The 26,047-nt window shown below is 60.8% G+C and carries 28 protein-coding genes; 16 read left to right on the forward strand and 12 right to left on the reverse strand.

Features of this window, described 5'->3' with window-relative positions:
• Positions 1-92 precede the first annotated feature (92 nt).
• The 3 genes from AACV02_RS18735 to betC all read right to left on the reverse strand — a co-directional run bounded on the left by AACV02_RS18735 (position 93) and on the right by betC (position 4,282).
• Positions 93-1,661, reverse strand: a complete 1,569-nt coding sequence (locus AACV02_RS18735) for a SulP family inorganic anion transporter (RefSeq protein WP_119742778.1) — start codon at positions 1,659-1,661, stop codon at positions 93-95.
• A 173-nt stretch (positions 1,662-1,834) separates the two neighbouring features.
• Positions 1,835-2,749: a choline ABC transporter substrate-binding protein gene (gene choX / locus AACV02_RS18740; RefSeq protein WP_119741276.1), complete on the reverse strand. Its 915-nt coding sequence runs from the start codon at positions 2,747-2,749 to the stop codon at positions 1,835-1,837.
• An 18-nt stretch (positions 2,750-2,767) separates the two neighbouring features.
• Positions 2,768-4,282, reverse strand: a complete 1,515-nt coding sequence (gene betC, locus AACV02_RS18745) for a choline-sulfatase (RefSeq protein ID WP_119741278.1) — start codon at positions 4,280-4,282, stop codon at positions 2,768-2,770.
• Between the two features lie 103 nt (positions 4,283-4,385).
• On the opposite strand from betC, the gene AACV02_RS18750 reads away from it, so the two are divergent.
• From AACV02_RS18750 to AACV02_RS18775, 6 genes are all read left to right on the forward strand, one after another.
• Complete coding sequence (locus AACV02_RS18750) at positions 4,386-5,336, forward strand: choline sulfate utilization transcriptional regulator (RefSeq protein ID WP_119741280.1); 951 nt, start codon at positions 4,386-4,388, stop codon at positions 5,334-5,336.
• A 30-nt stretch (positions 5,337-5,366) separates the two neighbouring features.
• Positions 5,367-5,693 (forward strand): DOPA 4,5-dioxygenase family protein, encoded by a 327-nt coding sequence (locus AACV02_RS18755; protein ID WP_106575995.1) that lies wholly within the window; start codon positions 5,367-5,369, stop codon positions 5,691-5,693.
• Between the two features lie 162 nt (positions 5,694-5,855).
• Complete coding sequence (locus AACV02_RS18760) at positions 5,856-6,815, forward strand: 2-dehydro-3-deoxygalactonokinase (protein WP_119741282.1); 960 nt, start codon at positions 5,856-5,858, stop codon at positions 6,813-6,815.
• A 1-nt stretch (position 6,816) separates the two neighbouring features.
• Positions 6,817-7,437 (forward strand): 2-dehydro-3-deoxy-6-phosphogalactonate aldolase, encoded by a 621-nt coding sequence (locus tag AACV02_RS18765; protein ID WP_106575997.1) that lies wholly within the window; start codon positions 6,817-6,819, stop codon positions 7,435-7,437.
• A 61-nt stretch (positions 7,438-7,498) separates the two neighbouring features.
• Complete coding sequence (gene dgoD, locus AACV02_RS18770) at positions 7,499-8,647, forward strand: galactonate dehydratase (protein WP_017137927.1); 1,149 nt, start codon at positions 7,499-7,501, stop codon at positions 8,645-8,647.
• Positions 8,648-8,820: 173 nt separating this feature from the next.
• Positions 8,821-10,131 carry an MFS transporter gene (locus tag AACV02_RS18775; protein ID WP_119741284.1) on the forward strand — a complete coding sequence of 437 codons (1,311 nt, stop codon included), beginning with the start codon at positions 8,821-8,823 and terminating at the stop codon, positions 10,129-10,131.
• A gap of 205 nt (positions 10,132-10,336) precedes the next feature.
• Here AACV02_RS18775 and AACV02_RS18780 read toward each other — a convergent pair whose 3' ends face one another.
• From AACV02_RS18780 to trpB, 3 genes are all read right to left on the reverse strand, one after another.
• The gene (locus AACV02_RS18780; RefSeq protein ID WP_106575999.1) at positions 10,337-10,786 is read right to left on the reverse strand and encodes an anti-virulence regulator CigR family protein; all 450 of its coding nucleotides are present in this window, start codon (positions 10,784-10,786) and stop codon (positions 10,337-10,339) included.
• Between the two features lie 138 nt (positions 10,787-10,924).
• Positions 10,925-11,734, reverse strand: coding sequence for a tryptophan synthase subunit alpha (gene trpA / locus AACV02_RS18785; RefSeq protein WP_119741286.1), 810 nt, complete (start codon positions 11,732-11,734; stop codon positions 10,925-10,927).
• Positions 11,734-12,960: a tryptophan synthase subunit beta gene (trpB, locus tag AACV02_RS18790; RefSeq protein ID WP_106576001.1), complete on the reverse strand. Its 1,227-nt coding sequence runs from the start codon at positions 12,958-12,960 to the stop codon at positions 11,734-11,736. The genes trpA and trpB overlap by 1 nt, the downstream gene beginning before the upstream one ends.
• Positions 12,961-13,069: 109 nt before the next feature.
• Here trpB and AACV02_RS18795 point away from each other — a divergent pair, with 109 nt between their 5' ends.
• Positions 13,070-13,966: a LysR family transcriptional regulator gene (locus AACV02_RS18795; protein WP_119741288.1), complete on the forward strand. Its 897-nt coding sequence runs from the start codon at positions 13,070-13,072 to the stop codon at positions 13,964-13,966.
• 8 nt (positions 13,967-13,974) lie between these two features.
• Here the strand turns inward: AACV02_RS18795 and AACV02_RS18800 are convergent, their stop codons facing one another.
• Positions 13,975-14,301, reverse strand: a complete 327-nt coding sequence (locus AACV02_RS18800) for a DUF883 family protein (RefSeq protein WP_003170746.1) — start codon at positions 14,299-14,301, stop codon at positions 13,975-13,977.
• Positions 14,302-14,455: 154 nt separating this feature from the next.
• Between AACV02_RS18800 and AACV02_RS18805 the strand changes: the two genes are divergently transcribed.
• Entirely contained in the window at positions 14,456-14,671 is a 216-nt protein-coding gene (locus AACV02_RS18805) for a dodecin (protein WP_003187305.1), read from the forward strand.
• Between the two features lie 115 nt (positions 14,672-14,786).
• A complete protein-coding gene (locus AACV02_RS18810) occupies positions 14,787-15,014 on the forward strand; it encodes a DUF1161 domain-containing protein (protein WP_106576003.1) in 228 nt (75 codons plus the stop codon).
• Between the two features lie 61 nt (positions 15,015-15,075).
• Here AACV02_RS18810 and AACV02_RS18815 read toward each other — a convergent pair whose 3' ends face one another.
• A complete protein-coding gene (locus AACV02_RS18815) occupies positions 15,076-16,077 on the reverse strand; it encodes an LLM class flavin-dependent oxidoreductase (RefSeq protein WP_106576004.1) in 1,002 nt (333 codons plus the stop codon).
• A 216-nt stretch (positions 16,078-16,293) separates the two neighbouring features.
• Between AACV02_RS18815 and AACV02_RS18820 the strand changes: the two genes are divergently transcribed.
• The gene (locus AACV02_RS18820; RefSeq protein WP_027608131.1) at positions 16,294-16,725 is read left to right on the forward strand and encodes an OsmC family protein; all 432 of its coding nucleotides are present in this window, start codon (positions 16,294-16,296) and stop codon (positions 16,723-16,725) included.
• A 251-nt stretch (positions 16,726-16,976) separates the two neighbouring features.
• A complete protein-coding gene (locus AACV02_RS18825) occupies positions 16,977-17,216 on the forward strand; it encodes a DUF1161 domain-containing protein (RefSeq protein WP_119741290.1) in 240 nt (79 codons plus the stop codon).
• Here the strand turns inward: AACV02_RS18825 and AACV02_RS18830 are convergent, their stop codons facing one another.
• Complete coding sequence (locus AACV02_RS18830) at positions 17,217-17,639, reverse strand: PA0061/PA0062 family lipoprotein (protein WP_106576005.1); 423 nt, start codon at positions 17,637-17,639, stop codon at positions 17,217-17,219. It lies immediately after the preceding gene.
• Positions 17,640-17,781: 142 nt separating this feature from the next.
• Between AACV02_RS18830 and AACV02_RS18835 the strand changes: the two genes are divergently transcribed.
• Positions 17,782-18,825, forward strand: coding sequence for an aminopeptidase (locus AACV02_RS18835; protein WP_119741292.1), 1,044 nt, complete (start codon positions 17,782-17,784; stop codon positions 18,823-18,825).
• 94 nt (positions 18,826-18,919) lie between these two features.
• Here AACV02_RS18835 and AACV02_RS18840 read toward each other — a convergent pair whose 3' ends face one another.
• Together AACV02_RS18840 and AACV02_RS18845 are read right to left on the reverse strand one after the other, a co-directional pair.
• Entirely contained in the window at positions 18,920-19,579 is a 660-nt protein-coding gene (locus tag AACV02_RS18840) for an HAD family hydrolase (RefSeq protein ID WP_119741294.1), read from the reverse strand.
• A complete protein-coding gene (locus AACV02_RS18845; RefSeq protein WP_119741296.1) occupies positions 19,576-20,118 on the reverse strand; it encodes a gamma carbonic anhydrase family protein in 543 nt (180 codons plus the stop codon). Before AACV02_RS18845 ends, AACV02_RS18840 begins: the two co-directional genes overlap by 4 nt.
• A 54-nt stretch (positions 20,119-20,172) precedes the next feature.
• Here AACV02_RS18845 and prlC point away from each other — a divergent pair, with 54 nt between their 5' ends.
• Together prlC and AACV02_RS18855 are read left to right on the forward strand one after the other, a co-directional pair.
• Positions 20,173-22,272 (forward strand): oligopeptidase A, encoded by a 2,100-nt coding sequence (gene prlC / locus AACV02_RS18850; RefSeq protein WP_177413704.1) that lies wholly within the window; start codon positions 20,173-20,175, stop codon positions 22,270-22,272.
• Entirely contained in the window at positions 22,269-22,541 is a 273-nt protein-coding gene (locus AACV02_RS18855) for a YheV family putative zinc ribbon protein (RefSeq protein WP_065902760.1), read from the forward strand. Before prlC ends, AACV02_RS18855 begins: the two co-directional genes overlap by 4 nt.
• A 6-nt stretch (positions 22,542-22,547) precedes the next feature.
• Here the strand turns inward: AACV02_RS18855 and AACV02_RS18860 are convergent, their stop codons facing one another.
• The gene (locus AACV02_RS18860; RefSeq protein ID WP_119741300.1) at positions 22,548-23,234 is read right to left on the reverse strand and encodes a dual specificity protein phosphatase family protein; all 687 of its coding nucleotides are present in this window, start codon (positions 23,232-23,234) and stop codon (positions 22,548-22,550) included.
• A 273-nt stretch (positions 23,235-23,507) separates the two neighbouring features.
• Here AACV02_RS18860 and AACV02_RS18865 point away from each other — a divergent pair, with 273 nt between their 5' ends.
• Together AACV02_RS18865 and AACV02_RS18870 are read left to right on the forward strand one after the other, a co-directional pair.
• Positions 23,508-24,260, forward strand: a complete 753-nt coding sequence (locus tag AACV02_RS18865) for a gluconate 2-dehydrogenase subunit 3 family protein (RefSeq protein WP_119741302.1) — start codon at positions 23,508-23,510, stop codon at positions 24,258-24,260.
• Between the two features lie 2 nt (positions 24,261-24,262).
• A complete protein-coding gene (locus AACV02_RS18870; protein WP_106576012.1) occupies positions 24,263-26,047 on the forward strand; it encodes a GMC family oxidoreductase in 1,785 nt (594 codons plus the stop codon).

The following is a 26,047-nucleotide window of genomic DNA, read 5'->3' on the forward strand; positions in this document are numbered from 1 at the left end:
GCTTGCCTGCGATGGCGGTGTAACAGATACAGAGGTGCTGGCTGATCCACCGCTATCGCAGGCAAGCCAGCTCCCACATTGTTTAACCGCATTCAGTCTTCGAAATGGATGGGGCAGTTGTCGGCCCCTTCGAGTTTTTTCAGCTCTTCCACCACCTGCGGCCTGGCCTTGCGCAACGTCAGGCTACGCCTCAACCCCTTCAATCGACGCGCCTCCTGGTGCAGCATCTCCACCCCGGAATAGTCGATAAAGTTGATCTGCTGCGCTTCGATCACCACCCGCTCACCCTGCAAGCCCTGCAGGCGCACTTGCAAGTAATGGCTGGCGCCGAAAAAGATCGAGCCCCCCACCCGCAATACATCCTCATCACCGTCGCGCCACTGCTGAACACGCGGTTGCGAGGTGCGTTTGAGGTAGAAGAACAGCGACGCCAGTACCCCGGCGTAAATCGCCGTTTGCAGCTCCAGCAGCAAGGTGGCAACGCACGTCAGGCTCATCACCACAAATTCTGCGCGGCTCACGCGAAACAGCGCGCGGATGCCGCGATGATCCACCAGGCCCCAGCAAATCAGCAGGATGCTCGCGGCCATGCTGGGGATTGGTATGTGCGCGATCAATGCCGCCCCAAATACGGCAAACAACGCCACCCAGCCGGCGGAAAACACGCCTGCCAAGGGTGAGCAAGCGCCCGCCTCGTAACTGAGGCCGGAGCGTGTAAAGGAACCGGCCGACAAGTAGCCAGAGAAAAACCCGCCGACGATATTGGATAAGCCCTGCGCGCGGACTTCCTGATTGGCGTCGAGCAATTGCTGCGAACGTGCCGACAGCGAGCGCGCAATCGACAAACTGGTCACCAGCCCGAGCATGCCCACCGCCACCGCGCTCGGCAGCAGGCGCAGGAGCATGTCCAGGTCCATCGGCAATGGGCTGAACGGCGGCAGTGTGCCCACAAACGAACTGACCCGCGCCACATGCCCGAACATCGACGGCCACAACCACGCCGCCAGGCTGCCCAAGGCCAGGGCGATCAACAGTGTTGGCCAGCGTGGTACCCGGTATTTGAGCAGCGCGCCCACCAGCAAAGTGCCCAGGCCCAAGGCGAGGGAGGCGTGGTCCCATTCGCCGGCGTGATCGATGAGCGCCAGCAAACTCTTGATCGCTGTGGCTTGGCTGGGCAGGTCCAACCCCAGCAGGTTGGGCAACTGCCCCAAGGCGATCACTACGGCAGCGCCGAGGGTGAAGCCCAGCACCACCGAATGAGAGACAAAATTGACCAGCGCGCCGAAGCGCAGCAGACCCAGCAGCCACTGGAAAACGCCGGCGAGGACGGTCAGCAGCAGGATCAGCGTGATGTAGTCCTTCGACCCTGGCACGGCCAAGGGGCTGACGCTGGCGTAGAGCACGATGGAGATGGCAGCGGTAGGCCCACAGATCAGGTGCCAGGAGGAACCCCACAGGCAGGCGATCAGTACCGGGACGATGGCGGCGTACAAGCCGTATTCGGGTGGGAGACCGGCGATCAGCGCGTAGGCAATCGACTGCGGCAGCGCGAGCACGGCACCGCTTAAGCCAACCATCGCGTCCCGGCCGACGCTGGCGCGGGTTTGGCGCGGGAGCCAGGCGAGGAAGGGCAAGAGAGTGTGTCGGTTGGGCCGGGGCATGAAAGGCTCGGTTCGAAAGGTTTGCATCAGGGTATCAGCACACACAGCCCCCCGTGGGAGCTGGCTTGCCCGCGATAGCATCACCTCTGTCTAACTGACAGACCGAGTTGTCTGCATCGCGGGCAAGCCAGCTCCCACAAAAGCCAGTTCCCAAAAGGATCGATGTCGGGGGGTTAGAGCTTGGCTTTGACTGCCGCCAACGCATCCTGGCCGTCCACGGTTTTTACGCCATCGAGCCACTTATCCAGCACCGCCGGATTGGCCTTGATCCAGGCCTTCGCCGCATCAGCGTTGCTGACTTTTTTATTCACCACCTCCGCCATGATGCTGTTCTCCATTTCCTGGGTGAAACTCAGGTTGGTCAGCAGTTTTCCGACATTCGGGCAGGCTTGTGCATAGCCCTTGCGGGTCAAGGTATAAACGCTGCCGGTGTCACCGAAGTACTTCTCGCCACCCTTGAGGTAATGCATTTTCAACTGCACGTTCATCGGGTGCGGCGTCCAGCCGAGGAAGGTCACGAATTTCTGTTTTTTAACCGCCCGCGACACTTCGGCCAGCATCGCCTGCTCACTCGACTCGATCAGCTTCCACTGGCCGAGGTCGAAGTCGTTCTTCTTGATGATGTCCTGCAGCGAGATATTGGCCGGCGCGCCGGAGCCGATGCCGTAGAGCTTCTTGTCGAACTTGTCGGCAAACTTGTTCAGGTCGGCAAAGTCATGCACCCCGGCGTCCCACACGTAGTCCGGCACCGCGAGGGTGAACTCGGTGCCGTCGAGGTTTTTCGCCAGTTGCACCACATCGCCATTGGCCACGAACTTGTCATAGAAGCCCTGCTGCGCCGGCATCCAATTGCCCAGGAACACATCCACCTGGCCGTCCTTGAGCCCGCCAAAGGTGATCGGCACCGCCAGGGTGTCGACCTTGGCCTTGTAGCCCATGCCGTTCAACAGAAAACCGGTGATGGCATTGGTGGCGGCGATATCGCTCCAGCCTGGATCGGCTATCTTCACCGTGTCGCAGCCAGTGTCCGCGTACGCATTGGCGCTACTGAGCACCAACATGCCCAGCACTACAGTCAACTTTTGCATGGCCTTCCCTCTGTCTATTTATGGGTGTTGGCAGGGTTGTGGGTAACGTGCCTTGCGCTCCAGGTCGTCGAGGTCGATATGGTTGCGCATGTATTGCTGACTGGCGTCCACCAGTGGCTGGTGATCCCAGCTCTTCAGCTTGCCTTGGGTCAGCGCCTCAAACACCAGGCGGCGACGGCGTTGGCTGGCGAGCACCTGCTGGTGGATCGCCGGGATGTCCCATTTGGCCCGCGCCTCACTCAAAAACGCCTCGAACAGTGGCCGGTGTTCCGGTGACTGGCTGAGGTTTTCCCGCTCGTGCGGGTCGTTGTGCACATCGAACAGTAGACAAGGATCGTCCTCGCTGTAGATGAACTTGTACGCGCCACGGCGAATCATCATCAGCGGGCTGATAGTGCCTTCGGCCATGTATTCGCCAAACACTTCGTCGTGCCCGCCCTGCCCCTGCAAGTGCGGGACCAGCGAGCGTCCGTCCAGCGGCAAGCGTGGGTCCGGCTCGCCGCCGGCCAGCTCCACCAATGTCGGCAACAGGTCGGCCGTGGAAACCGCTTTGGTTACGCGGCCCGCCGCAAACTGCCCCGGCGCACTGACCAGCAGCGGCACGCGGGCGGCCATTTCAAACCAGTGCATTTTGTACCAGAGGCCGCGCTCGCCGAGCATGTCGCCGTGGTCGCCGGAGAAGATGATGATCGTGTCATCGGCAAGGCCGGTGTCTTCCAGGGTTTGCAGGAGTTTGCCGACGTTGCTGTCGATGTAGCTGCACGCGCCAAAATAGGCGCGGCGCGCATCACGGATCTTGTTCAGCGGCAGCGGCTTGTCCCACAGGTCGTAGACCTTGAGCAGGCGCTGCGAATGCGGGTCGAGGTCGGCCTGGGCCGGCGTCGTAGGCAATGGGATGTCGGCATCGTCGTACAGGTCCCAAAACGGCTTGGGAATGGTGTACGGGTCGTGTGGGTGAGTCATCGACACGGTCAGGCAGAACGGCTGGTCACCCTCATTGCGGATATGGTCGAACAGGTACTGCTGGGCCTTGAACACCACCTCTTCGTCGAAATCCAGCTGGTTGGTGCGCACGCACGGGCCGGCTTGCAGCACCGATGCCATGTTGTGATACCAGGTGGGGCGCACGTCCGGCTCATCCCAGTTCACCGCCCAGCCATAGTCGGCGGGGTAAATGTCGCTGGTCAGGCGTTCTTCATAGCCGTGCAACTGGTCAGGGCCGCAGAAGTGCATCTTGCCCGACAGCGCGGTGCGGTAGCCGAGGCGGCGCAGGTAGTGGGCATAGGTCGGCACATCGCCAGGGAAATCTGCCGCGTTGTCGTAGGCGCCGATCTTGCTCGGCAACTGGCCGCTGACCAGCGTGAACCGCGATGGCGCGCACAGCGGGCTGTTGCAATAGGCGGCGTCGAACACCACGCCCTGTTCGGCGAGGCGGCTCAGGTTTGGCAGTTTGATCGGGGAAGGTCCGTAGAACGGAAGCAGCGGCGCGGCCATTTGATCGGCCATGATGAAAAGAATGTTCTTGCGCTTCATGAGTCTTCGGCATTCCATAGGCGGTGTTTATGCGAATGAGCATGCGGCCCATGGAAAATGGGGTAAAGCCCATGAAAAGCAATGTCTAGGATAAGCACAGCTTATGTATGAAGCCCTTGGCGATGTATCCCTCGACCTGCTGCGCGCGTTCGAGGCGGCGGCGCGCCATCGCAGCTTCACTGCTGCGGCCATGGAGCTGGGCACTACCCAGCCTGCCATTAGCCAGCAGATCAAGCGCCTCGAAGAACAGCTGGCGATTCGTCTGTTTGATCGCATTTACCGTGGCATTGAACTGACCGATGCCGGCGCCCTGCTGTTCGAGCATGTGCAAGGCGGGTTGCAGACCATCAACCAAGGCCTGAGCGCGATCACCCAGCAGGACCAGCATGAAGTGCTGCAAGTGGCCACCGACTTCGCCTTCGCCGCCTACTGGCTGATGCCGCGCTTGCACCGTTTTCATCAGGCCAACCCGCAGGTCGACGTCAGCCTGGTCACCAGCGAGCGCAACCACGCCACCTTGCGCAGCGATATCGACGTGGCGGTATTGTTCGGCGATGGACGTTTCAAACAAGGCGACAGCCTCTGGCTGTTCAACGAGGAAGTGTTCCCGGTGTGCAGCCCGCAATGGCTCAAGGACCAGACCACGCCGCTGACCGTGCAGACGCTGCAGGACTGTCCGCTGCTGCACCTGCGCCAGGAAAACAATAGCCAATGGTTCGACTGGAGCGGCGTGTTTCGCGAGCTGGGCATTACCACCGCGCCCACACCCGGCCAACTGCGCTTCGACAACTACACCCTGTTGATCCAGGCCGCGATTGCCGGCCAGGGCGTGGCCATTGGTTGGCGCCACTTGGTGGATAACCTGCTGGAGCAGAACTGGCTGTGTCGGCCGATCAGCGACACGGTGATCTCACGCTTCGGTTATTACGTGGTCCAGCCCCAGCGCAAACGCCGGGGGCAGTTGGTCGAACGCTTTGTCGACTGGCTGGTGGCCGAGCAAGCCCGCAGCGCACAGTCGCTGACCGGGCTGGCCCTGCCGTCGATTGCGGTCTAGGATCGGCGCATATTGGATCCGGATTTCGCCATGCAACGTATCAAGGGCTACCACGCTCATATCTACTTCGACGCCAGCACCATCGACCAGGCGCGCCAGCTCTGCGAGGACGCGGCCAAGCTGTTTCCGTTGCGCATGGGCCGCGTGCATGAACGCCCGGTGGGCCCGCACCCGGACTGGAGTTGCCAGCTGGCGTTCGAGCCGGAATACATCGGTGTGGTGTTGCCATGGCTGGCTTTGCATCGCGAGGGGCTGGTGGTGTTCCTGCACCCTGATACCGGCGATGACCTGAAGGATCACACCGATTACGCGATCTGGATGGGCGCGATGCGCGAGCTGGACCTGTCTATTTTTTAACCAGTGCGTATAAAAATCCCATCCCCTTGGGCAGAGGCGGTGGGATTTTTTATGATTTAGCCCACTATATGGGACTGTTATTTATATATTGAGATATCGCCAGTCATAGGTTTATATTCGCCCATCTGCTTTTTTCAGCACCCACTCATTTCAGGTGAAGCGATGCAGGCGCAATTGATCGCGCTCGACTGGGGGACCAGCTCCCTTCGTGCTTATAAACTCGGCCCGGCCGGCAAGGTGCTCGACCAGCGCGCACTGGCGTTCGGCATCATGCACCTGCCCAGCGAACCCCGGGACATTGCCGGCGTGTGTTGCAGTGATGGCTTCGAGTTGGCGTTTGACGCGGCCTGCGGCGACTGGCTCGACGCCCAGCCCGACTTGCCGGTGATCGCCTGCGGCATGGTCGGCAGTGCCCAGGGCTGGAGTGAAGCGGCGTATCGCAACACGCCGGTCGATGTCGCGAGCCTCGGCCAGGCGCTGCACAGCGTGCGCAGCCTGCGCGGGGTGACGGTGCATATCGTGCCCGGCGTGATCGAACAGGTGGGCTTGCCCAATGTGATGCGCGGCGAAGAAACCCAGGTGCTGGGCGTGCTGCAAGGCCTCGCGGCTGAGGTATTGATCGGCCTGCCGGGCAGCCATTCCAAATGGGTCGAGGTGGTGGATGGCTGCATCACGCACTTTGACACCTTCATGACCGGCGAACTGTTTGCCGTGCTGAGCCAGCACAGCATTCTCGGCCGTACGCAAAAAACTTCCGACCACTTCCAGGCCGAGGCCTTTGATCGCGGCGTGCAGGTGGCACTCTCCAACGACGGCCAGCGTGGCGTGCTCTCGACATTGTTCAGCGCCCGCACACTCGGGCTGACCGCCGAATTGGCTCCCGACCAGCAACCGGATTACCTGTCCGGCCTGCTGATCGGGCATGAACTTGCCGGTTTGCCGGCCCCTGCAAAACACAAGCCCATCGTCCTGGTCGGCACCGCAGCGCTCTGCGCCCGTTACCAGCGCGCCCTCGCCCTCTGCGGCTTCGCCCACGTCAGCCTGGCGCAAGCCGCCACCGAACGCGGCCTGTGGCAATTGGCCGTGGCGGCCGGGCTCACTCAACCGGCCCTGGAGGCCTGACATGCTCAAGCAAGCACTCGCACACAACGGTTTGATCGCAATCCTGCGCGGTGTACGGCCGGACGAAGCTGAAGCAATCGGCCAAGTGCTCTATCAGGCCGGCTTTCGCGTGATCGAAGTTCCGCTCAATTCGCCGGACCCTTACACCAGCATCCGCACGCTGCGCGACAGCCTGCCCGCCGATTGCCTGATCGGCGCGGGCACCGTGTTGACGCCCGAGCAGGTCGAGCACGTCAAAGCCGCCGGTGGCCAAGTGATCGTCATGCCCCACAGCGATGCCAAGGTGCTACGCGCCGCGAAAGCGGCGGGCTTGTACCTGTCGCCGGGTGTGGCCACGCCCACCGAAGCCTTCGCTGCGTTGGCCGAGGGCGCCGACGTGCTGAAGCTGTTCCCGGCCGAGCAAATGGGCCCGGCAGTGATCAAGGCGTGGCTGGCGGTATTGCCGGCCGGCACATTGCTGCTGCCGGTCGGCGGCGTGACCCCGGACAACATGCAGGTGTATTTCGACGCAGGCGCCAAGGGCTTCGGCCTGGGGTCCGGGTTGTTCAAGCCGGGCATGTCTGTGGGTCAAGTGGCGAGCAGTGCCCAGGCGTATGTCGCCGCCTGGAATGCGCTGAATTGATGCCCTGAAAAGAACGCACGTTTTGCGCCCTCGGCGCTGCATCGACAAGAGAGATAAGAAGATGAAAATCACCAAACTGACCACCTTCATCGTCCCGCCGCGCTGGTGCTTCCTAAAGGTCGAAACCGACCAGGGCGTGACCGGCTGGGGTGAACCTGTGGTCGAGGGCCGCGCGCACACTGTGGCGGCGGCTGTCGAAGAACTTTCCGACTACCTGATCGGCAAAGACCCACGCAATATCGAAGACATCTGGACGGTGCTCTATCGCGGCGGCTTCTACCGAGGCGGTGCCGTGCACATGAGCGCTCTCGCCGGTATCGACCAGGCGCTGTGGGACATTAAGGGCAAGGCGCTCGGCGTGTCGGTCAGCGATCTGTTGGGCGGCCAGGTGCGCGACAAGATTCGCGTGTATTCATGGATCGGCGGCGACCGCCCCGCCGATACCGCGCGTGCCGCCAAAGAGGCCGTGGCCCGTGGCTTCACTGCCGTGAAAATGAACGGCACCGAGGAGCTGCAGTTTGTCGACAGTTTCGAAAAAGTCGACCTGGCCCTGGCTAACGTTGCCGCCGTGCGCGATGCGGTGGGCCCGAACGTCGGCATTGGCGTCGACTTCCATGGTCGCGTGCACAAGCCTATGGCCAAGGTGCTGATGAAAGAACTCGACCCTTACAAACTGATGTTTATCGAAGAGCCGGTGCTCAGCGAAAACTACGAAGCGCTCAAAGAACTGGCGCCGCTGACCAGCACGCCGATTGCCTTGGGCGAGCGCCTGTTCTCGCGCTGGGACTTCAAGCGCGTGCTCAGCGAAGGTTACGTCGACATCATCCAGCCGGACGCCTCCCACGCCGGCGGCATCACCGAAACCCGCAAGATCGCCAACATGGCCGAAGCCTACGACGTGGCCCTGGCCCTGCACTGCCCGCTCGGCCCGATCGCCCTGGCGGCCTGCCTGCAATTGGACGCGGTTTGCTACAACGCGTTTATCCAGGAACAAAGCCTGGGCATCCACTACAACGAGAGCAACGACCTGCTCGACTATGTGCGTGACCCGGGCGTGTTCGACTATGACAAAGGCTTTGTGAAAATCCCCAACGGGCCAGGCCTGGGCATCGAGATCAACGAGGAATACGTGATCGAGCGCGCGGCTATCGGCCACCGCTGGCGCAACCCGATCTGGCGGCATGCCGACGGCAGCTTTGCCGAGTGGTAATCAGCCCCTGACGAAATCGGACACAAAATGTGCGAGGGGGCTTGCCCCCGATGGCGGTGTATCAGTTGATGCATTCGGTGACTGGCACTCCTCATCAGGGGCAAGCCCCCTCCCACATCCCGGTTTACTCAGTAAGACCTGTCCTCAATAAACATAAGAAGAGGCAACCCCCCATGCACCCTGAATCCGTCACCGGGCAGGCTTCTCTTGTCACGCCCAGCAGAAAGCGTTTCTTCATCATGGTGCTGCTGTTTATCACCGTGGTGATCAACTACCTCGACCGCAGCAACCTGTCGATTGCCGCCCCGGCGCTGACCAGCGAGCTGGGCATCGACCCGGTGCATGTCGGGCTGATCTTCTCGGCGTTCGGCTGGACCTACGCCGCCATGCAGATCCCCGGCGGCTGGCTGGTGGACCGGGTGCCGCCCCGCATTCTCTACACCGTGGCCTTGCTGCTGTGGTCGATTGCCACCGTGATGCTCGGTTTTGCCGCCAGCTTTATCGCGCTGTTTGTGCTGCGCATGGCGGTCGGCGCGCTGGAAGCGCCGGCCTATCCGATCAACAGTCGCGTGGTCACCACCTGGTTTCCCGAACGCGAGCGTGCCACGGCCATTGGCGTTTACACCTCTGGCCAGTTTGTCGGGCTGGCGTTTCTCACGCCGTTACTGGCCTGGCTGCAACACGCGTTCGGCTGGCACATGGTGTTTGTCGCCACCGGTGGCGTGGGCATTGTGTGGGCGCTGATCTGGTACGCGGTGTACCGCGAGCCGAAGGACTTCAGAGGCGCCAATGCGGCTGAAATCGAGCTGATCCGCGAAGGCGGCGGGCTCGTGGATATGCAGGCCAAGGCGGTCAAGGCGCCTTTCAGTTGGGTCGATCTTGGGATCGTACTGAGCAAGCGCAAACTGTGGGGCATCTACCTGGGGCAGTTCTGCCTGAACTCCACGTTGTGGTTTTTTCTGACGTGGTTCCCGACCTACCTGGTGAAATATCGCGGCATGGACTTCATCAAGTCGGGCTTGCTGGCGTCGCTGCCCTTTCTGGCGGCGTTTGTGGGTGTGCTGTGTTCGGGGCTGTTTTCTGACTGGCTGATTCGCCGCGGCACGTCGGTAGGCTTTGCGCGCAAGTTGCCGATTATTGGTGGGCTGTTGATTTCCACGGCGATCATTGGCGCCAACTATGTGGATTCGACGGCGTGGGTGATTGCGTTTCTGGCGGTGGCGTTCTTTGGGAATGGTTTGGCGTCGATTACCTGGTCGCTGGTGTCGACCTTGGCGCCGGCGCGGCTGCTGGGGTTGACCGGTGGAGTGTTTAACTTCATCGGTAACTTGTCGGCGATTACTACGCCGATTGTGATTGGCTTTTTGGCCAGTGGTGATTCGTTTGCGCCTGCGATTACCTACATCGCGGTGCTGGCATTGTTGGGCGCGCTGTCCTATGTGTTGCTTGTAGGCAAAGTCGAACGTATAGAACTGAAGGAATAAACTGTCGCGAGCGGGGCTTGCTGTGGCGAGCGGGCTTGCCCCGCGTTGGGCTGCGCAGCAGCCCCATCAAGGCTGCTGCGGTTTTTCAGCGACACCGCGTTATCCGGTTCCGGGGGCGCTTCGCACCCCAACGCGGGGCAAGCCCGCTCACCACGCCAAGCGCCTTCGCCACGACAAGCCCGCTCACCACAGGTAGTGCGAGGGGTTAGTTGAGTACGCCGTCCAGAATCTCGTAGACGATGCCCGTGCCGACAGCGATCAAGACCACGTCCGGGCCGGAACGGCGCCATTCATAACCCTGGTAAACCGGCAGGCGTGCCAGGGCGCGGTTGTCCAGGCGTTCGCCGTAGTAGCCGCGTGGCAGTGGCTGGCCGCGGACCAGGCGTACATTCGGTGGCGGCGGTGCGCCACGGGCGAACTGGCCGTGGTTGTCGTGGATGATCTGCCGTACCGGGCCGAAGTCCTGAGGCGGGCCGCGACGGTTGTCCTGCGGGCCACGGTGATCATCGCCGCGTTGCTCGTGCTGGCCTTGCGGACCGCCACGGCCAGGGCCATTGTCATCGCCCCGTTGGTCGGGCGGCGCGGCCTGCACCAAGGCACTCGCGCCGAGCATCAGCACGCCGAGACCAGCGATCAAGCGTTTAGGCATTTTCATGGGGTGTTTCCTCAGTACTGCACGAACAAAAAAGGGATTTCGAACCGGGTTCGAAATCCCTTGGTCTTGTCAGTTTAGGTACTGATTCGACAGTATGATTCCTCTGTATCAGGAACTTTACCTACTGCTACACGGCGTTTACTTACGGGCGTTGCGAACGCCTTCCGACAACGCCGCGCACAAGGTCAACACGCCATCAATTGCCTGCTGATCATTTTTGGCAGTGGCGATGTGATCGATCAACGCCGAACCCACCACCACACCGTCTGCCAGGCGCGCGATAGCGGCGGCCTGTTCCGGCGTGCGGATACCAAAGCCAATGCTGATCGGCAGATCGGTATGCCGACGCAGGCGAGTCACGGCTTCTTCAACGTGCTCCAGGGTGGCCGCACCGGCACCGGTCACACCGGCCACCGACACGTAGTACACAAAGCCGGAGCTGCCATTGAGCACGGTCGGCAGACGCACGTCATCGGTGGTCGGCGTGGTCAGGCGGATAAAGTCGATGCCTGCTGCCTGGGCCGGGTCGCACAGCTCGCCGTTATGCTCAGGCGGCATGTCGACCACGATCAGGCCGTCTACGCCGGCTTCCTTGGCGTCGCTGATGAACTGCGGCACGCCATATTTGTGGATCGGGTTGAAGTAGCCCATCAGCACCAGCGGCGTGTCGTTGTTGTCTTTGCGGAACTCGCGAACCATCTGCAGGGTTTTCGCCAGGTTCTGCTTGGCTTCCAGCGCGCGGATGTTGGCCAGCTGAATCGCCGGGCCGTCGGCCATCGGGTCGGTGAAGGGCATGCCCAGCTCGATCACGTCGGCACCAGCTGCCGGCAGGCCTTTGAGGATCGCCAGCGAGGTGTCATAACCCGGGTCGCCGGCGGTGACGAAAGTCACCAGGGCGGCGCGATTTTGTTCTTTGAGTTGCGCAAAACGTGTTTGCAGGCGGCTCATCAGTGTTTCTCCTGCTTCGACTGTTCCATATGGTGCATCACGGTTTGCATGTCTTTGTCGCCACGGCCGGAGAGGTTGAGCACCATCAGGTGATCTTTCGGCAGGTTCGGTGCGCGTTTGAACACTTCAGCCAGGGCGTGGGCGCTTTCCAGTGCAGGAATAATCCCTTCCAGGCGGCAGCATTTGTGGAACGCCTCGAGGGCTTCGTCGTCGGTCACCGAGGTGTACTGGACGCGGCCGATGTCATGCAACCAGGCGTGTTCAGGGCCGATGCCCGGGTAGTCGAGGCCGGCGGAAATCGAGTGGGCGTCAATGATCTGGCCGTCGTCATCCTGCAGCAGGAAGGTGCGGTTGCCGTGCAGCACGCCAGGTACGCCACCGTTTAGGCTGGCGGCGTGCTTGCCGGTTTCGATGCCGTGGCCGGCCGCTTCAACGCCGATGATCTCGACGCTGGTGTCATCCAGGAACGGGTGGAACAGGCCCATGGCATTGGAACCGCCGCCGATGCACGCCACCAGGCTGTCCGGCAGGCGGCCTTCCTGGGCTTGCAGTTGGTCGCGGGTTTCTTTGCCGATCACGGCCTGGAAGTCGCGCACCATCGCCGGGTAGGGGTGTGGGCCGGCTACGGTGCCGATCAGGTAGAAGGTATCGTCGACGTTGGTTACCCAGTCACGCAGGGCTTCGTTCATCGCGTCTTTGAGGGTGCCGGTGCCGGCGACCACCGGGATCACTTCGGCGCCCAGCAGCTTCATGCGGAACACGTTGGCCTGCTGGCGCTCGATGTCGGTGGTGCCCATGTAAATCACACAGTCGAGGCCAAAACGCGCAGCCACGGTGGCGGTGGCCACGCCGTGCATGCCGGCGCCGGTCTCGGCGATGATGCGTTTCTTGCCCATGCGCCGCGCCAGCAGGATCTGGCCGATGCAGTTGTTGATCTTGTGCGCGCCGGTGTGGTTGAGCTCTTCGCGCTTGAGGTAAATCTTGGCGCCGCCGCAGAATTCAGTCAGACGCTCAGCGAAATACAACGGGCTTGGACGTCCGACGTAGTCGCGCTGGAAGTAGGCCAATTCTTCGTTGAATGCCGGATCGATCTTGGCCGCTTCGTATTCGCGGGCCAGGTCGAGGATTAACGGCATCAGGGTTTCAGCGACGTAGCGGCCGCCGAACGCGCCAAACAAGCCGTTGGCGTCTGGGCCGTTGCGTAGATCGGTCTGGGACTGAGTCATGGGGCGCTCCAGTAAAGAATGTGAGGAGAGGCAATGAGCGCCACTCTACCCCTGACGCGCTACGCTGAAAACCGATAAGATCGCCGCAACCTGTCAGGAAAACTCACAGATGAGCCGAGACCTTCCACCCCTCAATGCCTTGCGTGCATTTGAAGCCACAGCCCGGCTCAACAGCGTTAGTCAGGCTGCCGAGCAACTCCATGTGACCCACGGCGCCGTAAGCCGCCAGTTGAAGGTGCTGGAGGAGCATTTGGGTGTCAGCCTGTTCGCCAAGGATGGACGCGGCCTTAAACTCACAGATGCCGGTGTTCGGCTACGCGATGCCAGCGCAGAGGCGTTCGAACGTTTGAGGGATGTCTGCGCCGAGCTGACCCAGGCCAGCGCCGACGCGCCGTTCGTGCTGGGCTGTTCAGGCAGTTTGTTGGCGCGTTGGTTGATCCCGCGCCTGGGCCGCTTGAACGCCGACCTGCCGGACTTGCGCTTGCACCTGTCAGCAGGTGACGGCGATCTCGACCCCAGGCGTCCCGGCCTCGACGCCCTGCTGGTGTTCGCTGAGCCGCCGTGGCCGGCGGACATGCAAGTGTACGAGTTGGCCAGTGAGCGCATCGGCCCGGTGATGAGCCCGCGCTTCGCCGGTTACGAGCGTTTGCGCCAAGCCCCGGCGCACGCCCTGTGCGGCGAAGCCTTGTTGCACACCACCTCGCGCCCGCAAGCCTGGCCCAGTTGGGCGCAGCAATACGGCATCGCACCCGGCGCGTTGAAACACGGCCAGGGGTTTGAGCATTTGTATTATTTACTGGAGGCGGCAGTGGCAGGGCTTGGGGTGGCAATTGCGCCAGAACCGCTGGTGGCAGAGGACCTGCGTGCGGGTCGCCTGGTGGCGCCGTGGGGTTTCAGCGAAACCCCGGCGCACCTGGCGCTATGGCTACCCAAGCGCGCCGCAGACGGGCGCGCGGGTCAACTGGCGCAGTGGCTCAAGGCAGAGCTGTTGCGCCAGCCGGTGTAGCCGATATTTCAGTCGCCGCGTTTGCACAGCAGGTAAGCCGCCAGCAGACCCAGCGCGCCAACGGCGACGCCGGCGGTAGTCCATGGGTGCTCTTGTGCGTAGTCCCGGGTTGCAACACCGGTTTCGCGGATTTTGACTTTGCTTTCTTCGTAGGCATCGCTGATCAGATGACGGGAATGCTTGAGGGCATTCTCGGCATTGCTTTTCAGGGCCTTCAGCGTTTTGCGCGACTCGTCGGACGCATCGTCCTTAAGGCTCTCAAGGGACTTGAGAAGGCTCGAAATCTCGGCTTCCATGCTTTCCAGCGACGCTTTGCGTAAAGAAGTGTTGGCCATGTGGACTCTCCTGAAGTGATTGAGTGGCATGTGTAGATACCGACTCCAGCGTTTTCAGAAAGTGCAGTAAATCTGAACTTTTGAGTGGGAATAGTCGCCAGAAGCAGTACGAACATTGACTGCTACGCTCACTAAAGACCTCAGGAGAAACGCCATGTCTGATCATCACACGTACAAGAAAGTCGAATTGGTGGGTTCGTCGGCGACCAGCATCGAAGACGCCATCAACAATGCCCTCGCCGAAGCGAACAAAAGCATCAAGCACCTGGAATGGTTCGAAGTGACTGAAACCCGTGGGCACATCAAGGACGGCAAGGCCGCGCACTTCCAGGTCACGCTCAAGGTGGGATTCCGAATCGCCAGTAGTTGATCACGTCGGTTGAACTTTGCCGACTGGCCGATTGCCATAACCTGCGCTACAACCAATGGGTGCCGATGCGAAAGCGTCGGCACGCTCTTTTCGATCAGCGCAAGGAAAGTAACGGATGAAGAAGTTCCTGTTAGCGGTAGGTTTGTTGAGCATTGCGGGCACAGCCCTGGCGGCGGGCAAGCCTTGTGAAGAGCTGAAAGGCGAAATCGCAGCGAAAATCGACGCCAAGGGCGCCTCGGGTTACTCGCTGGAGGTGGTAGACAAAGGCGCGGCACCCAGCGACCACAAAGTCGTCGGTAGCTGCGAAGCCGGCACCAAGGAAATCGTCTACAAGCGCGGTTAATCCCTTGCTCCAGACATAAAAAACGACGCACAGGTGCGTCGTTTTTTTTTGCCTGCCGATGTTAGCCCTTCATCAACTGCGCCAGCAGCTCGTAGGAATGAATCCGATCGGCATGCTCGTACAGGTCGCAGGTAAAGATCAGCTCATCGGCACCGGTCTGCTCAACCAGCACGTCCAGTTTCGCGCGGATCTTCGCCGGGCTGCCGACCATCGCCAGGCCGAGGAAGCTGCCGACCGCGTCTTTTTCATGGGGCAGCCACAGGCCGTCCATGGTCTTGACCGGCGGACGTTGCACCAGGCTTTGCCCGCGCATCAGCGCGAGGATGCGCTGGTACACCGAGGTGGCCAGGTAATCGGCCTGCTCGTCGGTATCGGCGGCCACCAGCGGGATGCCCAGCATCACGTAGGGCTTGTCCAATACGGCTGAAGGCTTGAAGTGATTGCGGTACACGCGAATAGCTTCATGCATCAGGCGTGGTGCGAAATGCGAGGCGAACGCGTAGGGCAAACCGCGCTCACCGGCCAATTGCGCGCTGAACAAACTGGAGCCAAGCAACCACACGGGCACGTTGGTTCCGGTGCCCGGCACGGCAATAACCCGTTGATCCGGCGTGCGAGGGCCCAGGTAAGCCATCAGCTCGGCCACATCATCAGGGAAGTCGTCGGCGCTGCCCGAGCGTTCGCGGCGCAGGGCGCGGGCGGTCATCTGATCAGAACCCGGCGCGCGGCCCAGGCCCAGGTCGATCCGGCCCGGATACAGGCTTTCCAGGGTGCCGAACTGCTCAGCGATCACCAACGGTGCATGGTTGGGCAGCATTACGCCGCCGGAGCCGACACGGATGGTCGAGGTGCCACCGGCCAGGTAACCGAGCAATACCGAGGTGGCAGAGCTGGCGATGCCATCCATGTTGTGGTGTTCGGCGACCCAGAAACGGTTGTAGCCAAACTTTTCCACGTGCTGGGCCAGGTCCAGGGAATTGCGCAACGACTGCGCCGGGCTGCCGTTGGCGCGCACGGGCACCAGGTCCAGGGTCGAGAATTTCACGTCGGACAGCGATTTCATAAGCCTGCTTCTCCAATAGGTGCGCAGGCTTATAGACGAACCAAAACCTGCCGCTTCATGTGCATGTTCTATGCAATGAGGGCATATACCCGAGATTCAATAGCAGGTGGGGAAATTTCCTACTGGAATGCTAGGTTTCTCCGACAAGATGAACTTTGCCAGAGCTTCTATCCTCAGAACCTTACTGAAGCAAAACCACCGTTCGAGGAGACCGCTATGAGTATCGTTAAAAAAGCATCCGCGCATTGGGAAGGTGATCTGAAGACAGGCCTGGGTTCCATTTCCACTGAAACCGGCGTACTGCGCGAAGCGCCCTACGGCTTCAAGGCCCGTTTCGAAGGCGGCAAGGGCACAAACCCTGAGGAACTGATTGGTGCGGCGCACGCCGGCTGCTTCTCCATGGCGTTTTCGATGATTCTGGGCGACGCCGGCCTCAAGGCTGACAGCATCGACACCCAGGCCGAAGTGACGCTGGACCAGGTCGACGGTGGCTTTGCGATTACTGCCGTGCATTTGGTGTTGAAAGCCAAGATCCCGGGCGCAAGCCAGGCGCAGTTCGACGAACTGAGCAAGAAGGCGAAGGAAGGCTGCCCTGTGTCCAAGGTGCTGAATGCCAAGATCAGCCTGGATGCGACGCTCGTCAGCTAAATACGGTCTGCGTAGCAGCGTAGATCCAGTGTGGGAGTGGGTGTGTGTAAGAACCGCGCTTGCCCGCGATAGGTACACCTCGGTTTTGCAGTTGCACCGAGGCGCTGCCATCGCAGGCAAGCCAGTTCTCACACACGCCCACTCCCACATTTAGTTCTGCTTTAAATCAGAACTCGTGTTTCCCCTATGTGGTCCTATAGCCTATGCAGCTAGGTGCACACTCGTGCGCATGCATTCAGGGAGCTTCACACATGAAACGTTTTACCTTGGCGATCATCTGCGGTGTTTTGGCCACTTCGGCCGTGGCCGCTCCAAAAGATTGTGAAGAGCTTAGAAAAGAGATCGAGGTCAAGATCCAGGCTAACGCCGTGCCGTCCTACACCTTGGAAATCGTCAGCAAGGAAGAAGCTGACAAGCATGACAGCGCCATGGTCGTCGGCAGCTGTGAAAACGGCACCAAAGCCATCGTTTATCAGAAGAACAACGACTGATCAGATGCAGTTCACGCTGCGTTCCTGCGCCAGCAACTGACGCGCTGAGTTATACAGCCGAATGTTGGGCGTGAAGGCCAGCGAGCGCCCTTCCAGCACATAGCGCTGGCCTGCCTGGAAATTGTCGTACTGCAGGGTCATGAAACAGGTGCGGTCGTGCGTCTGGTCCAGCCCGCCAAAGCCTGTACCCGTGTTCACTTCGAAATCAAAGCGCACCATCAGCTCGTGGCTGCCGGGTGGCACTTGGAAAAAACGCCCGTCATTCAGATTCTTGCCGTCCAGGCGCTGGGCCATCACCAGTTTGGCGCCGGGTGTCGGGGTGGCGAAGTCGACCCAGGCTTGGTGCGGATCCACCGGAGGAATCGGCGTAGAAGCACAGGCGCTGAGAAACAGGACGGTGACAGGTAACAGGAGCTGGCGCATGGCAGGCACTCAACGGTAGGAAGGAATTGAGCCCGGCGCCGATGGCAGCAGACTCCTCTTGAGTATAAACACGCTACGCCATGGAAAAATTCCGTGCAGGCAGGATAGGCTGGCGAGCAAATTACCCAGGAGCAGTCGGAGCATGTTGAGGCGTTTTCTTCCAGGGTTGATGGTGGTGCTGCTCAGCGGCTGCTCGAGTGTCAGTTATTACAGCCAGCTCGCCAGCGGCCAATGGCAATTGCTGCGGGCCCGTGAGCCGGTTGCCGCAGTGATTGCCGACCCTTCTCGCCCACAGGTATTGCGTGAGCACTTGGTGCAGTCGCAAAAAGCCCGCACGTTCGCCAGTGAGCACCTGCACTTGCCCGACAACCAGAGTTACAGGTTGTACGCGGACATTGGCCGGCCTTACGTGGTCTGGAATGTATTCGCTACGACGGAATTTTCCCTCTCCCCCGAAACCCATTGCTTCCCGATTGCCGGATGCGTCGCCTATCGCGGTTATTACAACCAGGGCGCGGCGCGCGGTGAGGCGGCGTTGCTGCAGCAACGAGGCATGGACGTGTCGATTGGTGGCGTCGAGGCCTATTCCACCTTGGGCTGGTTCAATGACCCGATCATGAATTCGATGATGAACTGGGGCGATGAGCGTCTGGCCACACTGATTTTTCATGAGCTGGCGCACCAGCGTTTTTATGTGAAGGACGACACCGAGTTCAACGAGTCATATGCCAACTTCGTCGAGCAGGAAGGCACGCGTCAATGGCGTGCGGCGCGGGGCTTGGCGCCTCTGAGCAATGCAGCGTTGCAGCAGCGTGATCAATTTATCCGATTGGTGCTGGATACCCGTAAACGCCTCGAAAAGCTCTACGCACAGCCCTTGGCAGTTGATGTGATGCGACAGGCCAAGGCGGCGGAGTTCGAGCGTTTGCGCAGCGATTACCGGCAAATGCGCGATAGCCAGTGGGGAGGTGATAAACGTTACGACGTGTGGATCAACCAGCCGATGAACAACGCGCGGTTGCTGCCGTTTGGGCTGTATGACCAATGGGTGCCGGCGTTTGCGGCGTTGTTTGCGCAGGAAGGCGGGGACTGGGTGAAGTTCTATGCAGCGGTGGAGAAGCTGGGTGGGTTGCCGGTGGAGCAGCGGAAGGCGGCGTTGCGGCAGTTGGTGGGCGGTGGCCACTAGGGCCTCTTCGCGAGCAAGCCCGCGCCCACATTCGACCGCATGCTCATGTTGAAACTCGGTCAGTGTGGGAGCGGGCTTGCTCGCGAAAGCGGTATCAAGCGCGCTGCAAAAACGCCTGGTGCATCTCATCCAGCGTCTCAAAATGCCAAGTCGGCGCCTCAGCGCTCAACTCTTCAAAACTGCCAAACCCATACCCCACCGCCGCCGAGTCAAGCCCATTGCTGCGCGCGCCGATCAGGTCATGCTTGCGATCCCCAATCATCAACGTGGTCGCCGGGTCCAGGCCCTCTTCATTCATCAAATGCGCAATCAACTCAACTTTATTGGTGCGCGTGCCGTCCAGCTCGCTGCCGTAGATCACCTTGAAGTGCTTGGCAAAATCGAAGTGCCGGGCAATCTCGCGGGCGAATACCCAGGGCTTGGACGTGGCCACATACAGCTGGCGGCCCTGGCCATTGAGTGCTTCGAGCAGCGGCATCACGCCGTCGAACACGCGGTTTTCATACAGCCCGGTAACCTTGAAGCGCTCGCGATAGAAATTCACCGCCTCCCACGCCTTGGCCTCGTCAAAACCGTAGAACTGCATGAAGGCTTGCAGCAACGGCGGGCCGATGAAGTGTTCCAGCTGGGTCAGGTCCGGTTCGTCAATGCCGAGTTTGGCGAGGGCGTACTGGATCGAACGGGTGATGCCCTCACGCGGGTCGGTCAAGGTGCCATCCAGGTCGAACAGGACGGTTTGGTAACGCTGGGTCATTGATCGAATCCTTCAGCCAGGTGCAGGTCTTTGAGCTTCACGTAGTTCGCCGCGCTGTAGGTGAAAAAGGCGCATTCCTTGTCAGTCAGCGCGCGGACTTGTTTTACCGGACTGCCCACGTACAAAAAACCGCTGTCGAGCTTCTTGCCCGGCGGCACCAGGCTGCCGGCGCCGATGATCACGTCGTCTTCCACCACGGCGCCGTCCATCACGATGCTGCCCATGCCGATCAGGATGCGGTTGCCCACCGTGCAGCCATGCAGCATGACCTTGTGGGCGATGGTTACGTCATCGCCGATCAGCAGCGGGAAGCCGTTCGGGTTGAATGGCCCGGCATGAGTGATGTGCAACACGCAGCCGTCCTGCACGCTGGTGCGCGCACCGATACGGATGCGGTGCATGTCGCCGCGAATCACCGTCAGCGGCCAAACCGAGCTGTCGGCGCCGATTTCGACATCGCCGATCACCACCGCCGAAATATCGACAAAAGCCCCGGCGCCCAGGGTTGGCGTGTGGTTCTGATAGGTGCGAAGGGTCACGATAGCCTCTCTCTCTTCTGCTGATAGCTGCGGTGGGTGTTGATTGTAATTAAGATGGCCCCATCTTTGTTCTTACATGTTTCTTCAGCCAAGGTGCCCACCGTGAGCGCGAACAACCCTCTTCTGCAGTCCTACGACCTGCCGCCGTTCTCGGCGATCCGTGCCGAGCACGTGCAACCGGCCATCGAACAGATCCTCGCCGACAACCGTGTTGCCATCGAAGGCATCCTGCAAAGCCAGGGTAAACATCCGACATGGGCTGGCCTGGTGCTGGCAATGGACGAATTGAATGACCGCCTGGGCGCCGCCTGGAGCCCGGTCAGCCACCTCAATGCCGTGTGCAACAGCGCTGAATTGCGCGAAGCCTACGAGGCTTGCCTGCCGGCGTTGAGCGCCTACTCCACCGAGATGGGCCAGAACCGCGCACTGTTCCAGGCCTTCGAAGCCTTGGCCAACAGCCCCGAGGCTGCCGATTTTGACGTGGCGCAAAAAACTATCCTTGAGCACTCGCTGCGCGACTTCCGCCTGTCGGGTATCGATTTGCCGCCTGAGCAGCAAAAGCGCTACGCCGAAGTGCAAAGCAAGCTGTCCGAGCTGGGCAGCAAATTTTCCAACCAGCTGTTGGATGCCACCCAGGCCTGGACCAAGCACATCACCGATGAAGCCACCCTCGCCGGCCTGACCGATTCGGCCAAGGCGCAAATGGCCGCCGCCGCCCAGGCCAAAGGCCTCGATGGCTGGCTGATCACCCTGGAGTTCCCCAGCTACTACGCGGTAATGACCTACGCCCACGACCGCGCCCTGCGCGAAGAGGTTTACGCGGCCTACTGCACCCGCGCGTCGGACCAAGGCCCGAATGCCGGTAAGAATGATAACGGCCCGGTGATGGAACAGATCCTCGACCTGCGTCAGGAGCTGGCCCAACTGCTGGGCTATGCGTCGTTCTCCGAGTTGAGCCTGGCGACCAAAATGGCCGAGTCCAGCGACCAGGTGCTGAGCTTCCTGCGCGACCTGGCCAAGCGCAGCAAGCCGTTTGCCGCCCAGGACCTGCAACAGCTCAAGGCGTATGCCGCCGAACAAGGCTGTGCCGATCTGCAAAGCTGGGACAGTGGTTTCTACGGCGAAAAGCTCCGCGAGCAGCGCTATAGCGTGTCCCAGGAAGCCCTGCGCGCCTACTTCCCGATCGACAAAGTGTTGGGCGGCCTGTTTGCCATCGTTCAGCGCCTGTACGGCATCGAGATTGCCGAGCAAAAAGGTTTCGACACCTGGCATCCGGACGTTCGCCTGTTCGAAATCAAGGAAAATGGCCAGCACGTCGGCCGCTTTTTCTTCGACCTGTACGCCCGCGCCAACAAGCGTGGCGGCGCCTGGATGGACGGCGCGCGTGACCGTCGCCGCACGGTTGACGGCGTGCTGCAAAGCCCGGTGGCCAACCTGGTGTGCAACTTCACCCCGGCCGACAGCGGCAAGCCTGCCCTGCTGACCCACGATGAAGTGACCACGCTGTTCCACGAATTCGGCCACGGCCTGCATCACCTGCTTACCCGTGTCGAACACGCCGGCGTTTCCGGCATCAACGGCGTGGCCTGGGATGCGGTGGAATTGCCGAGCCAGTTCATGGAGAACTGGTGCTGGGAGCCGGAAGGCCTGGCGCTGATCTCCGGTCATTATGAAACCGGCGAGCCGCTGCCCCAGGACCTGCTGGAAAAAATGCTCGCGGCGAAGAACTTCCAGTCCGGCCTGATGATGGTGCGCCAGCTGGAATTCTCGCTGTTCGACTTCGAGCTGCATGCCACCCACGGCGATGGCCGCAGCGTTGCGCAAGTGCTTGAAGGCGTGCGCGATGAGGTCTCGGTCATGCGTCCACCGGCGTACAACCGCTTCCCTAACAGCTTCGCGCACATCTTTGCCGGCGGGTACGCGGCGGGTTACTACAGCTACAAGTGGGCGGAAGTACTGTCGGCGGATGCCTTCTCCAAGTTTGAAGAAGACGGCGTGCTGAACGCCGAGACCGGCCGCGCCTTCCGCGAAGCCATTCTGGCGCGCGGCGGTTCGCAGGCACCGATGGTGCTGTTCGTCGACTTCCGCGGACGTGCGCCGTCGATTGACGCACTCTTGCGCCACAGCGGCCTGAGTGAGGACGCGGCAGCATGAGCGAAGGGCCTGTGATTACCAAAAAGCAATTTATCGCCGGGGCGGTCTGCCCGGCGTGCAGTGAGCCAGACAAGTTGAAGATGTGGACCGAAGACAACGTGCCGCACCGCGAATGTGTGGCCTGCGGTTATACCGATACGTTGAATGACCAAGGTCTGTCGGTGCCCAAGGAGTTGGGCACGCGGGTGAATACATCGGCATTGAAAGCGCCGGACCCGAAGGTGCAGGCCGTGCAGTTTTTTCCCAATCCTAAGCTGAAAAAAGACTGACGCCCATCAGGGTGTCAGCACCAGTTCAGCGTCTTTTTTGGTGTCGACACGGCTGCTATTGGCCGTGTTGAGCCAACTGTTCATCGAGCACAGGGCAAACGCACTGGTGCTGCAATCGCCATTCGCCAAGGCCGTACGCAACTTGTCGACATCGGCTTTCATCATGTAGCGAACACTGTCCCTGAAACCGTTGCTGGTACCAAAACCGCCCAGGGTCATTTCGTTCAGCGCATCTTCCTTGCTCCAGCCCTGGATCACCACGCGGTACATCGCCGCCATCAAACCTGTGCGGTCCGAGCCGTGTTTGCAGTGCATCAGCACCGGGCCTTTGGTTTCTGCATCCTGGATGGCCCTTAATGCCGCGAGCACGTCCGAATCGTCGACGTGATTGGTGCGATAAGTCAGCTGCACCTGTTTGATATCAGATGTCTTCAGCCACGCCGCATCAGATTCCGGCAGAAAGTTGATCACCGTGGCGATCTTCAGATTTTCCAATACGGGAAGCGCATTGCTGTTGGGCAGCGCGCTGCGATACAGCGTGGGCGTCATTTGGTGCAGATTGAACTGGTCGCCCACAGGCTGGGCCCACTCCGGTGAGCGTAGGGAGGAGGCGCCGTCAGCCCGGGCGTGCGCGGTGGCGAACAAGGCCAGGAACGCCATGCCGAGGGCAGGCAGCAATCGAATCTCGAACATGCGCGTTGTAACCGAATAGGGAAATGGCTGATGGGCCAAAGATTCGCCTACGCGGGGTCAATGCGGCGTGAGGTACTCGTCAAAGAATCGTGAAGACCGATCTGATCTGCTGTTTTTCTCGCTGAACCGATTCTTCTCAATTCTTAGCCTGCTATCATTTGTAACTATTGTTTGCCACTGTGTTCTATCCCTTTGGATCCCATTTCCTGGCAAGCCTTCACGCTGCTCCCAGAAGCGGCTGATAAACCCGTGACCACATGATGAGGTGCACCCATGTCTGATCAAGATCAAGACAACCCCCGGCGTGATTTTTTGCGCAAATCCTTGACCTTGATCCCGGTGGTCACGGTTGCCAGCACCGGCTTTGGTGGTTCGATGCTGATGGCCACGCCGGAACCGGTGCAGGCTGCCGAGGCTAAACCGCCGGTCAGCGACAAAGCCTACGAACCGAGCTACTTCACCGCCGAAGAGTGGGCGTTTCTCAACGCCGCGGTCGCGCGTTTGATTCCCGCCGATGCCCAAGGCCCTGGCGCCCTGGAGGCCGGTGCGCCGGAATACATCGACCGCCAGATGAACACGCCTTACGCCGCGGGCGCGCTGTGGTTCATGCAGGGCCCGTTCAACGCCGATGCGGCCCCGGAGATGGGCTGGCAGAGCAAGCTGGTGCCCAAGGATATTTATCGCCTGGGCATTGCCGCGACGGATGCGTGGTCGAAGGCGTTCAACGGTAAGGCCTTTGCCGCGCAAGACAGCGCTACCCAAGACGATATGCTGCGCCGCCTTGAAGCAGGCGGCAGCGAAGTGACTGCGCACTTTGAGACAGTGCCCGCAAAGATGTTTTTCAACCTGCTGCTGCAAAACACCAAGGAAGGGTTCTTCTGCGACCCGATCCACGGCGGCAACAAAGGCATGGTTGGCTGGACCATGATCGGCTTCCCCGGCGCCCGCGCCGACTTTATGGACTGGGTTGAACGCAACGAGCAATACCCCTTCCCGGCTGTTTCCATTCGCGGCGAGAGGGCATAAACGTGGCGACCATCATGAAGAAAGTGGACGCGGTGATCGTGGGCTTCGGCTGGACCGGCGCGATCATGGCCAAGGAACTCACGGAAGCTGGCCTCAACGTGGTAGCGCTGGAGCGCGGCCCGATGCAGGACACCTACCCGGACGGCAACTATCCGCAGGTCATCGACGAATTGACCTACAGCGTGCGTAAAAAACTCTTCCAGGACATCTCCAAAGAAACGGTGACCATTCGCCATAGCGTGAATGACGTCGCCCTGCCCAACCGCCAGCTGGGTGCGTTTCTGCCGGGCAATGGCGTGGGCGGCGCGGGCCTGCACTGGTCGGGCGTGCACTTTCGTGTCGACCCTATCGAGTTGCGCATGCGCAGCCACTACGAAGAGCGCTACGGCAAAAACTTCATTCCCAAGGACATGACCATCCAGGACTTCGGCGTCAGCTATGAAGAGCTGGAACCGTTTTTCGACTACGCGGAAAAAGTCTTCGGCACCTCCGGCCAGGCCTGGACCGTAAAAGGTCAGGTGGTGGGCGAAGGCCGTGGTGGCAACCCGTATGCGCCGGATCGCTCCAACCCGTTCCCGTTGGAGTCGCAGAAAAACACCGTCTCCGCACAGCTGTTTCAGAAAGCGGCCGCCGAGGTTGGTTACAAACCCTACAACCTGCCGTCTGCCAATACGTCGGGGCCGTACACCAACCCCTACGGCGCACAGATGGGCCCGTGCAACTTCTGCGGTTTCTGCAGCGGCTACGTGTGCTACATGTACTCCAAGGCTTCGCCGAATGTGAACATCCTGCCGGCGCTGCGTCAGGTACCGAACTTTGAGCTGCGGGCCAATTCCCACGTGCTCAAGGTCAACCTCGACAGCACCAAGAGCAAGGCCACCGGCGTGACCTATATCGACGCCCAGGGGCGCGAATGCGAGCAGCCGGCTGACCTGGTGATCATCGGCTCTTTCCAGTTCAACAATGTGCGCCTCATGTTGCTCTCGGGTATCGGCAAACCCTACGACCCGATTACCAATGAGGGCGTGGTGGGCCGCAACTTCGCCTACCAGAACATGGGCACCATCAAAGCCTTCTTCGACAAGGACACCCACACCAATAACTTCATCGGTGCGGGCGGCAACGGCGTGGCCCTTGATGACTTCAACGCGGATAACTTCGACCACGGGCCACACGGTTTCGTCGGCGGTTCGCCGATGTGGGTCAACCAGGCAGGCAGCCGGCCGATTGCCGGTACGTCCAACCCACCCGGTACGCCGGCCTGGGGCAGTGCGTGGAAACGCGCCACCGCCGATTACTACACCCACCAGGTGTCGATGGACGCCCACGGCGCGCACCAATCCTACCGGGGCAACTACCTGGATCTGGACCCGGTGTACCGCGATGCCTACGGCCTCCCATTGCTGCGGATGACGTTTGACTGGCAGGAAAACGACATCAAGATGAACCGCTTCATGATGGAGAAAATGGGCAAGGTCGCCGAAGCGATGAACCCCAAGGCCATTGCTGTGCTCGGCAAAAAGGTCGGTGAGCACTTCAACACAGCGGCCTACCAGACCACTCACCTCAACGGTGGCGCGATCATGGGCACCGACCCGAAAACCAGTGCGTTGAACCGCTACCTGCAGAGCTGGGACGTACACAACGTGTTTGTCCCAGGCGCGTCAGCTTTCCCACAGGGCTTGGGCTACAACCCTACCGGCCTGGTGGCGGCACTGACGTATTGGTCGGCGCGGGCGATCCGCGAGCAGTACCTGAAAAACCCCGGCCCACTGGTTCAGGCATAA

The organism is Pseudomonas sp. Larv2_ips, assembly GCF_963879675.1.
In the GTDB taxonomy this organism is placed as follows: domain Bacteria; phylum Pseudomonadota; class Gammaproteobacteria; order Pseudomonadales; family Pseudomonadaceae; genus Aquipseudomonas.

What these genes read in the sequence shown, in the direction of transcription:
- AACV02_RS18735 (WP_119742778.1), bottom strand. Translation starts at nt 1,661, where the DNA reads ATGCCCCGGCCCAACCGACACACTCTCTTGCCCTTCCTCGCCTGGCTC.
- AACV02_RS18800 (WP_003170746.1), bottom strand. Translation starts at nt 14,301, where the DNA reads ATGGCCAACACTTCTTTACGCAAAGCGTCGCTGGAAAGCATGGAAGCC.
- dgoD (WP_017137927.1), top strand. Translation starts at nt 7,499, where the DNA reads ATGAAAATCACCAAACTGACCACCTTCATCGTCCCGCCGCGCTGGTGC.
- AACV02_RS18855 (WP_065902760.1), top strand. Translation starts at nt 22,269, where the DNA reads ATGAGCGAAGGGCCTGTGATTACCAAAAAGCAATTTATCGCCGGGGCG.
- AACV02_RS18860 (WP_119741300.1), bottom strand. Translation starts at nt 23,234, where the DNA reads ATGTTCGAGATTCGATTGCTGCCTGCCCTCGGCATGGCGTTCCTGGCC.
- AACV02_RS18815 (WP_106576004.1), bottom strand. Translation starts at nt 16,077, where the DNA reads ATGAAATCGCTGTCCGACGTGAAATTCTCGACCCTGGACCTGGTGCCC.
- AACV02_RS18810 (WP_106576003.1), top strand. Translation starts at nt 14,787, where the DNA reads ATGAAGAAGTTCCTGTTAGCGGTAGGTTTGTTGAGCATTGCGGGCACA.
- prlC (WP_177413704.1), top strand. Translation starts at nt 20,173, where the DNA reads ATGGCCCCATCTTTGTTCTTACATGTTTCTTCAGCCAAGGTGCCCACC.
- AACV02_RS18820 (WP_027608131.1), top strand. Translation starts at nt 16,294, where the DNA reads ATGAGTATCGTTAAAAAAGCATCCGCGCATTGGGAAGGTGATCTGAAG.
- AACV02_RS18825 (WP_119741290.1), top strand. Translation starts at nt 16,977, where the DNA reads ATGAAACGTTTTACCTTGGCGATCATCTGCGGTGTTTTGGCCACTTCG.
- AACV02_RS18755 (WP_106575995.1), top strand. Translation starts at nt 5,367, where the DNA reads ATGCAACGTATCAAGGGCTACCACGCTCATATCTACTTCGACGCCAGC.
- betC (WP_119741278.1), bottom strand. Translation starts at nt 4,282, where the DNA reads ATGAAGCGCAAGAACATTCTTTTCATCATGGCCGATCAAATGGCCGCG.
- AACV02_RS18830 (WP_106576005.1), bottom strand. Translation starts at nt 17,639, where the DNA reads ATGCGCCAGCTCCTGTTACCTGTCACCGTCCTGTTTCTCAGCGCCTGT.
- AACV02_RS18765 (WP_106575997.1), top strand. Translation starts at nt 6,817, where the DNA reads ATGCTCAAGCAAGCACTCGCACACAACGGTTTGATCGCAATCCTGCGC.
- trpB (WP_106576001.1), bottom strand. Translation starts at nt 12,960, where the DNA reads ATGACTCAGTCCCAGACCGATCTACGCAACGGCCCAGACGCCAACGGC.
- AACV02_RS18835 (WP_119741292.1), top strand. Translation starts at nt 17,782, where the DNA reads ATGTTGAGGCGTTTTCTTCCAGGGTTGATGGTGGTGCTGCTCAGCGGC.
- AACV02_RS18840 (WP_119741294.1), bottom strand. Translation starts at nt 19,579, where the DNA reads ATGACCCAGCGTTACCAAACCGTCCTGTTCGACCTGGATGGCACCTTG.
- AACV02_RS18795 (WP_119741288.1), top strand. Translation starts at nt 13,070, where the DNA reads ATGAGCCGAGACCTTCCACCCCTCAATGCCTTGCGTGCATTTGAAGCC.
- AACV02_RS18750 (WP_119741280.1), top strand. Translation starts at nt 4,386, where the DNA reads ATGTATGAAGCCCTTGGCGATGTATCCCTCGACCTGCTGCGCGCGTTC.
- AACV02_RS18780 (WP_106575999.1), bottom strand. Translation starts at nt 10,786, where the DNA reads ATGAAAATGCCTAAACGCTTGATCGCTGGTCTCGGCGTGCTGATGCTC.
- choX (WP_119741276.1), bottom strand. Translation starts at nt 2,749, where the DNA reads ATGCAAAAGTTGACTGTAGTGCTGGGCATGTTGGTGCTCAGTAGCGCC.
- AACV02_RS18805 (WP_003187305.1), top strand. Translation starts at nt 14,456, where the DNA reads ATGTCTGATCATCACACGTACAAGAAAGTCGAATTGGTGGGTTCGTCG.
- AACV02_RS18775 (WP_119741284.1), top strand. Translation starts at nt 8,821, where the DNA reads ATGCACCCTGAATCCGTCACCGGGCAGGCTTCTCTTGTCACGCCCAGC.
- AACV02_RS18865 (WP_119741302.1), top strand. Translation starts at nt 23,508, where the DNA reads ATGTCTGATCAAGATCAAGACAACCCCCGGCGTGATTTTTTGCGCAAA.
- AACV02_RS18760 (WP_119741282.1), top strand. Translation starts at nt 5,856, where the DNA reads ATGCAGGCGCAATTGATCGCGCTCGACTGGGGGACCAGCTCCCTTCGT.
- trpA (WP_119741286.1), bottom strand. Translation starts at nt 11,734, where the DNA reads ATGAGCCGCCTGCAAACACGTTTTGCGCAACTCAAAGAACAAAATCGC.